Consider the following 7,353-nt stretch of genomic DNA (forward strand, 5'->3'; position numbering starts at 1 on the left):
CGTGCTCGCCCACGAGCGGAGGCTGCTGGTCCGGCGCAGGCTCGAACTGCGGCAGCGAGTCGCGATGCACGGCCGCGCGCTCCGCGGGCTCGTCCAGGTGACGTGGCGTCTCCTCGCTCACACGTGGGCCTTCGTCTCGATCGCATCGACGATGCGCGCGATGGCCTCGTCGACGGGCACGCCGTTGTCCTGCGTGCCGTCGCGGAATCGGAACGAGACGCTGCCGGCCTCCTGGTCCTTCGCACCGGCGATGAGCTGGAACGGCACCTTCTGCAGCGTGTGGCTGCGGATCTTCTTCTGCATGCGCTCGTCGGATCGATCGACCTCCACGCGCACGCCCTTCGCGCGCAGCCTGTCGGCGATGTCCTCGAGGTAGTCGGCGAAGTCCGCGGCGACCGGCACGCCGACGACCTGCACGGGCGCGAGCCAGACGGGGAAGGCGCCCGCGTAGTGCTCGAGCAGGATGGCGAAGAACCGCTCGACCGAGCCGAACAGCGCGCGGTGGATCATGATCGGGCGCTGCTTCGAGCCGTCGGCGGCGGTGAACTCCAGGTCGAAGCGCTCCGGCAGGTTGAAGTCGAGCTGCACCGTCGAGAGCTGCCACGAGCGACCGATGGCGTCCGTGACCTTCAGGTCGATCTTCGGTCCGTAGAACGCGGCCTCGCCCGGCTCCTCCACGACGTCAAGGCCCGAGTTGCGTGCGACGCGCCGCAGCGCATCCGTGGCCGTCTCCCAGATGGCCTCGTCACCGATCCACTTCTCCTTCTCGTCGTCGCGCATCGAGAGCTCGAGGCGGAAGTCGGTGAGGCCGAAGTCGCCCAGCAGCGACAGCACGAACTCGAGGACCTTCGTGGTCTCCGTCTCCAGCTGCTCAGGGGTGACGAATAGGTGCGCGTCGTCCTGCGTGAAGCCGCGCACGCGCGTGAGGCCGTGCAGCGCGCCCGAGAGCTCGTTGCGGTAGACGGTGCCGTTCTCGGCCAGCCGCAGCGGCAGGTCACGGTAGCTGCGCGCGCGATCCTTGTAGACGAGGATGTGCATCGGGCAGTTCATCGGCTTCAGGTAGTAGTCGACGCCCTGCTTGGTGACGTTGCCCGCCTCGTCGCGCTCCTCATCCATGTGGATGGGCGGCCAGATGCCGTCGGCGTAGGTCTCGAGGTGGCCGGAAGTCGCGAACAGGTCCTGCTTCGTGATGTGCGGCGTGTAGACGTAGCTGTAGCCCTGCTCGATGTGGCGCTTGCGCGCATGCTGCTCCATCTCGCCGCGGGCGATCGCGCCGCGCGGGTGCCAGACCGAGAGGCCGGAGCCGATCTCCTCCGGGAACGAGAAGAGGTCGAGCTCGCGCCCGAGCTTGCGGTGGTCGCGCTTGGCCGCCTCCTCGAGGCGCTCCTGATGCGCGCGCAGCTCGTCCTTCGACGGCCAGGCGGTGCCGTAGATGCGCTGCAGCTGCGGCAGGTCGGTCTTGCCGCGCCAGTAGGCGCCGGCGACTCGGGTGAGCGCGAAGCCGTTGCCGATCTGGCGGGTGGAGGGCAGGTGCGGCCCGCGGCACAGGTCGTTCCACAGCACCTCCCCGGTCTTCGGGTCGGTGTTGTCGTAGATCGTCAGCTCGCCCGCGCCGACCTCGACGGCTGCTCCCTCAGCGGCGGCGGCCGCGCCGCCCTTCAGCCCGATGAGCTCGAGCTTGTACGGCTCGTCCGCGAGCTCGGCACGGGCTTCCTCATCGGTCACGACCCGACGCACGAAGCGCTGCCCGGCCTTGACGATGCGCTGCATCTCCTTCTCGAGCGACTTGAGATCATCGCTCGAGAACGGCTCGCTCACGTCGAAGTCGTAGTAGAAGCCGTCCTGGATGGGCGGACCGATGCCCAGCCTCGCCTCGGGGTTCACACGCTGCACAGCCTGCGCGAGCACGTGCGCGGCCGAATGACGGAGGATGTCGAGCCCGTCCGGGCTGTCGATCGTGACCGGCTCGACCGTCTGCGTCTCGGTCACCTCGCGGGCGAGATCCTGCAGCTCGCCGTCGACGCGCATGGCGACGATGGCACGGTCGGCGAAGAGATCGAATCCGGTGGTCACGCATCCATCGTAGATCGCCGCGCCCGTCCGGCTGACACGCACATCGATGCGACGGGGCGAGCGCCGTAGGCTGACCGGCGAGGAGCACGCCATGCCTGAGATCACCGGAATCGACCACGTCGCACTGACGGTCATCGACCTTGCCGCCAGCATCACCTTCTACGAGGCCGTGCTGGGCGCGTCCGTGATGGGCACGATGGACGACGGACCGTTCCGCCGAGCGGTGCTCGCACTGCCGGGGCCGACGCACCTCGGCCTCACCCAGCACGACACCGGGAGCGGGAGGCCGTTCGATCCGACGAATCCTGGACTCGACCACGTCGGGTTCGCCTGCGCATCGCGGCACGAGCTGCTGGCGTGGGGGGAGCACCTCGATGCGTTGCGGGTGCGCCACAGCGACGTGCAGGATGCGGCGTACGGCAGCGCACTGAGCTTCAGCGACCCCGATGGCAACGCACTGGAGTTCTTCGCGCCTGCCCCGTGATGCCGGGCGCATCGAGCTTCCCACCCTGGTAAGGACGCCGCCGAAGGACCGCGGCTCGCGCTCAACGCACCGTTCTACGGCTCCACGGCGATCGATCATCGGCGAGCAGGCGTGCGAGTGCCTCGGTGCGTGGTGCCATCCCGCGTCCGAGACCAGCGGCTCGCGGTATCAGCGGCCCGCTGTTGAACGAACGAGCGGCTCTGCAGAGCGCTCTGATCCTCAGGTGCCGCAGTAGGTGCGGTAGGCGCGGAAGCTGCGCTGCGGACTCGGGGCGGCGTAGCGCTCGAGCCCCGGGCGCTCCTCGAAGGGTCGGAGCACGACATCGAGCAGACGCGCGAACGGGTCGAGGTCGCCCTCGGTCGCGGCCGCGAGCGCCTCCTCCACCAGGTGGTTCCGGGGGATGTACGTCGGGTTCACGCGGTCCATCGCGTCCGCATCCGGTCCGAGCTGCAGCCACCGCTGCGTCCACGCATCGAACGCGTCGCGGTCGACGAACGCATCGCGCACGGCATCCCGCCGGCCTCGGATGAGGCCGCTGAGGCTCCGGAAGAATGAGGTGAGATCGACTTGGCTGTCCTCAAGCATGGGCAGCAGGTCGGTCGCAAGGGTGGAAGCGGCGTCGTCGACGCCGGGGCGCAGACCGAGCTTCTCCCGCATGCCGCTCGACCACGCGGCGTTGTACCGCGCGGGGAACGTCCCGAGCGCCGCCGTCACCAGTGCAACGGCCTCGTCCTGGTCGTCGGCGACTATCGGCAGCAGAGCCTCTGCGAGACGCGTGAGGTTCCATCGGGCGACCGCCGGCTGGTTCCCGTACGCATAGCGGCCGTGGTCGTCGATCGAGCTGAAGACCGTCGCAGGGTCCAATCGCTCCATGAACGCGCACGGGCCGTAGTCGATCGTCTCGCCCGAGATGGTCATGTTGTCGGTGTTCATGACGCCGTGCACGAAGCCGACGAGCATCCACTTCGCGACCAGCTCCGCCTGGGCCCCGATCACGCCCTCGAGCAGCGCGAGGCCCGGTCGGTCCGCCTCCGCGGCGCTCGGCGCGTGCCGGCGGATCGCGTGGTCGGCGAGGCGGCGAAGCAGCTCGATGTCACCGGTCGACCGTGCGTACTGGAAGGTGCCCACGCGCAGGTGGCTGCTCGCGATCCTGGCGAGGACCGCACCGGGCAGCGGCTCCTCGCGCCGGATTGTGCGACCCGTCTCGACGACGGCGAGCGAGCGCGTCGTCGGGACGCCGAGGGCGTGCATCGCCTCGCTGACGATGTACTCGCGGAGCATCGGGCCCACGGCGGCGAGCCCGTCCCCGCCGCGCGCGAACGGCGTGCGACCGGATCCCTTGAGGTGCAGATCGCGCAGTCGTCCGTCGTCCTCCTCGATCTCGCCCAGCAGCAGCGCTCGTCCGTCGCCCAGCCGCGGCGAGTAGCCGCCGAACTGGTGTCCCGCGTAGACCTGCGCCACCGGCGTCGCGCCCGCCGGGACGGCGGTGCCGATCAGCATCCGCACACCCTCCGGGCTGCGCAGCCGCTCGGGATCCATGCCCAGTTCGAGCGCGAGCGGCACATTGAGCACGAGCAGCTCGGGGTCGAGCGCCTCCGCGGCCTGCCACGGGAGCGCCAGTTCCGGGAACTCCCGTGCGTAGCGATTCGCCAGCGCGAGGGTGGATGCGGGAAGCGCGGTCACCCTGCCAGGCTACTCTTGTACCCCAACTGCAAGACAGCCTCCGGCGCGCCGCCACGCGCTATCGCGTGGGCGGCAGCGTGTCCTTCGAACGGTGCGCCGCTGCGTCTGCGTCGGCCGCGCGATCGAGCGATAGCCAGAACAGGTAGGTGACCAGCAGCGAGGCGCCGATCATCTCCCCGCCATCCTCCACGAGCCCGAGGATGCTGCCGCTGGAGAGGGCGACGACGTCATCGGCCGCGATGATGTGGATCGCGTCGACGGCCACGCCGCAGAACGCGATGAGGCTGACGATGATCAGGATCCGCACGAAGTGCCGACGATGGTCGCGTGCGGCCACGCGCATGCCGAAGACTGCGAGCGGGATGACCACGGCCGCCGCGAGCATCACCACCAGGATCTCGCCGATGTCCTGCGGTCGCATGCCGAGCACGCCGGGGATCCCCAGTGCCTCGGAGAGCGCGCGGCCGTTGCGCTCGTGGAACTCGAGCGCGTCGGTCACGAGCATGAAGATCAGGAGCGGCGCGAGCGTGGCGAACTCCCACCGCCGGGTGCGGAGGACGAAGAGACCGAGCAGCCCGATGCACCAGAGCCAGCGCAGCGCCTGCACGGCCTCGGGGTGGCCGTACTCGAGATCGAGGTAGTTGAGCGACTCCTGCTCGTCGCGCACCGCGGCGGCGATGTGCAGGGCGATGAGGACGGCATCGACACCGAGCATCATCAACAGCAGGGTGAACGACGCCCGATCGCTGCGCACTGCCCGCAGCCCGAGTGGATCGATCGGGGTGGTGCGCGACATGGACCCTCTCCTCCGTGAGCAGTTCGCGACCTGTCTATCCGATGAGTGAGCGCGCCGCGATGAGACGCGCGTGAGCGGACCCTCATCTGCACTCGGTCCGTCGGTGCTCGAGCGCGCAGCCAGAAGTTGAACGCCTGCCCTGGCGATCGTCGCCCGTGTCGGCACCGTGCTGGCACGCATCGTGAGCGTGCTCGGCAGCCTGTACGACCCGTAGCGCGTCATAGTCTCGGGAGCCATCGCGGCGGCTGCTGCAGCGCGCACCCATGCGCTCGACGTGTGGGCAGCCCGCGAGACCGAGTGACGTCCGGCCGACGCCAGCTCGTCTGCCGGTCCCCGACCCGGAGGCGGATACGAGCAAGGACCCACGGCAAGCCGCGGGTCCTTGTGGTGGGCGATACTGGGATCGAACCAGTGACCTCTTCCGTGTCAGGGAAGCGCGCTACCGCTGCGCCAATCGCCCTCTTGGGGGAACGAGGTGGAGACGGGATTCGAACCCGCGTAGACGGCTTTGCAGGCCGCTGCCTCACCACTCGGCCACCCCACCAGGTGGTGTGAGATTGACTCTCATGACATTGCTGTCGAGCGGATGACGAGATTCGAACTCGCGACCCTCACCTTGGCAAGGTGATGCGCTACCACTGCGCCACATCCGCGGGGCTCATCGCTGAGCACTTGGAAGACTATACCGACCGATCCGGTGCGCACCAAATCGAGCCGCGCGGAACCAGCGGGCCGCGCGCGCGGTCACGCGCCGCCCGTCGGATGTGGCAGACTTATGCGGTCCGCTTCACCGCGGCACGGGCGATTGGCGCAGTTGGTAGCGCGCTTCGTTCACACCGAAGAGGTCGTGGGTTCGAGTCCCGCATCGCCCACCACACAGAGCCGGCATCCCACGATGCCGGCTCTGCTCGTTCTCGGGAGGTCGCGCAGGAACTGGCTAGCCTTGGCGCCATGGACCTCGGCATCGCAGACCACGTCACCCTCATCGTCGGCGGCACCGGCCTCATCGGCAGCGCCGTCGCCGCGACCGCACGCGCCGAGGGCGCGATCGTCATCACTGCGGCGCGCGGCGAGGGCGCGGACGTGCAGCTCGACGCCGGCGATGACCGCTCCGTGCAGCAGGCGATCGAGCGCGTGATCGAGCGCCACGGGCGGATCGATGCGCTGGTCGTCGCCGCCGCGCCCGCGGCGCAGACGCTCGATCCCGCGCGCGCGAACGACCCCGCGCAGGTTGCGCAGGCCATCGACGACAAGGCGATGACGTTCCTGCGGCTCGCGAACGCCGTGATACCCGCCATGCGCCGCGCGGGATCCGGTCGGATCGTCGGCGTCAGCGGGCAGAACGCACTGCTGACCGGCAACATCACCGGCGCCGTGCGCAACGCCGCTCTGATCATCGCCGCGGAGAGCCTGGCCGACGACCTCGCCGGGACGGGGGTCGCGGTGAACGTCGTCAATCCCGGCCCGGTCACCGCAGCTGCCAGCGCGGAGGTAGCGCCGGGCAAGCCGGGCGACTCGACGCCGCAGCAGGTGGCCGACCTGGTCGTGATGCTGCTGTCGCCGCGGCTGGCGGTCTCGAGCGAATCGATCGCCTCGGGCCACCGCGTCCGCGGCGCGGTCATCCTCTAGCGCGGCTGCGCCGTTGCGGCGCAGGTCGAGGAGCCATCCGGTCTCGTGACGCGAGCGGCTTCGCCGCCCGCTCCTCGACCTACGGGCGTAGAAGCGCGAGGCTGCGCCGCAGCCGCGTAGGTCGAGGAGCCACCGCGCCGCAGGCGCGCTGGCGTTGCCGCTTCGTAGGTCGAGGAGCCACCGCGCCGCAGGCGCGCTGGCGTTGCCGCTTCGTAGGTCGAGGAGCCACCGCGCCGCAGGCGCGCTGGCGTCACGAGACCGAACGCGAGCGACATCCGGTCTCGTGACGCGAGCGGCTTCGCCGCCCGCTCCTCGACCTGCGGGGATTGCCCGGCTTCGCCGCCCGCTCCTCGACCTGCGGGGATTGCCCGGCTTCGCCGCCCGCTCCTCGACCTGCGGGCGTGCTAGCGCGAGGCCCGCCGCTGCCGCGTAGGTCGAAGAGCCACCGCGCCGCGCTGGCGTTGCCGCTTCGTAGGTCGAGGAGCCACCGCGCCGCAGGCGCGCTGGCGTCACGAGCTTGGCGGGGCGCCCTGCGGGCGCCGCTTTGGATGGGCGAAAGTGGGGCTATGGCTGGGTCTGGTGGCGGGCCATGCTGGGTGTGCTGCGGTCGACGCCGGTCGGTCTTAGTGCTTGTGAGCCTGTTCACGAGCTTGGCGTGGAGGGCTTCCACGGGGACCGTGGATTGGTG

The 7,353-nt window shown here is 69.9% G+C and carries 5 protein-coding genes and 4 tRNA genes; 3 read left to right on the forward strand and 6 right to left on the reverse strand.

Annotation, left to right across the window (positions count from 1 at the left end):
- Nucleotides 1-117: 117 nt before the first annotated feature.
- Complete coding sequence (gene thrS / locus ACJJVL_RS01815) at nucleotides 118-2,028, reverse strand: threonine--tRNA ligase (protein WP_405216407.1); 1,911 nt, start codon at nucleotides 2,026-2,028, stop codon at nucleotides 118-120.
- Between the two features lie 136 nt (nucleotides 2,029-2,164).
- Here thrS and ACJJVL_RS01820 point away from each other — a divergent pair, with 136 nt between their 5' ends.
- Complete coding sequence (locus ACJJVL_RS01820; protein ID WP_405216397.1) at nucleotides 2,165-2,557, forward strand: VOC family protein; 393 nt, start codon at nucleotides 2,165-2,167, stop codon at nucleotides 2,555-2,557.
- A gap of 219 nt (nucleotides 2,558-2,776) precedes the next feature.
- Here the strand turns inward: ACJJVL_RS01820 and ACJJVL_RS01825 are convergent, their stop codons facing one another.
- From ACJJVL_RS01825 to ACJJVL_RS01845, 5 genes are all read right to left on the reverse strand, one after another.
- Nucleotides 2,777-4,240, reverse strand: a complete 1,464-nt coding sequence (locus ACJJVL_RS01825) for a protein adenylyltransferase SelO (RefSeq protein ID WP_405216399.1) — start codon at nucleotides 4,238-4,240, stop codon at nucleotides 2,777-2,779.
- 58 nt (nucleotides 4,241-4,298) lie between these two features.
- Nucleotides 4,299-5,036 carry a hypothetical protein gene (locus ACJJVL_RS01830; RefSeq protein WP_405216401.1) on the reverse strand — a complete coding sequence of 246 codons (738 nt, stop codon included), beginning with the start codon at nucleotides 5,034-5,036 and terminating at the stop codon, nucleotides 4,299-4,301.
- 385 nt (nucleotides 5,037-5,421) lie between these two features.
- A tRNA-Val gene (locus ACJJVL_RS01835) sits at nucleotides 5,422-5,496 on the reverse strand.
- A 13-nt stretch (nucleotides 5,497-5,509) separates the two neighbouring features.
- A tRNA-Cys gene (locus ACJJVL_RS01840) sits at nucleotides 5,510-5,580 on the reverse strand.
- Nucleotides 5,581-5,617: 37 nt separating this feature from the next.
- A tRNA-Gly gene (locus tag ACJJVL_RS01845) sits at nucleotides 5,618-5,689 on the reverse strand.
- A gap of 146 nt (nucleotides 5,690-5,835) precedes the next feature.
- Between ACJJVL_RS01845 and ACJJVL_RS01850 the strand changes: the two genes are divergently transcribed.
- Together ACJJVL_RS01850 and ACJJVL_RS01855 are read left to right on the forward strand one after the other, a co-directional pair.
- Nucleotides 5,836-5,911 (forward strand) — tRNA-Val (locus tag ACJJVL_RS01850).
- Between the two features lie 76 nt (nucleotides 5,912-5,987).
- Nucleotides 5,988-6,665, forward strand: a complete 678-nt coding sequence (locus tag ACJJVL_RS01855; protein ID WP_405216403.1) for an SDR family oxidoreductase — start codon at nucleotides 5,988-5,990, stop codon at nucleotides 6,663-6,665.
- Nucleotides 6,666-7,353 lie beyond the last annotated feature (688 nt).

This window comes from Agrococcus sp. Ld7 (assembly GCF_045064095.1).
Taxonomy (GTDB): Bacteria; Actinomycetota; Actinomycetes; order Actinomycetales; family Microbacteriaceae; genus Agrococcus.

Bases quoted from the DNA above. Each gene is read 5' to 3' on its own strand.
- thrS (WP_405216407.1), bottom strand. From the start codon at position 2,028: ATGCGCGTCGACGGCGAGCTGCAGGATCTCGCCCGCGAGGTGACCGAG.
- ACJJVL_RS01820 (WP_405216397.1), top strand. From the start codon at position 2,165: ATGCCTGAGATCACCGGAATCGACCACGTCGCACTGACGGTCATCGAC.
- ACJJVL_RS01830 (WP_405216401.1), bottom strand. From the start codon at position 5,036: ATGTCGCGCACCACCCCGATCGATCCACTCGGGCTGCGGGCAGTGCGC.
- ACJJVL_RS01855 (WP_405216403.1), top strand. From the start codon at position 5,988: ATGGACCTCGGCATCGCAGACCACGTCACCCTCATCGTCGGCGGCACC.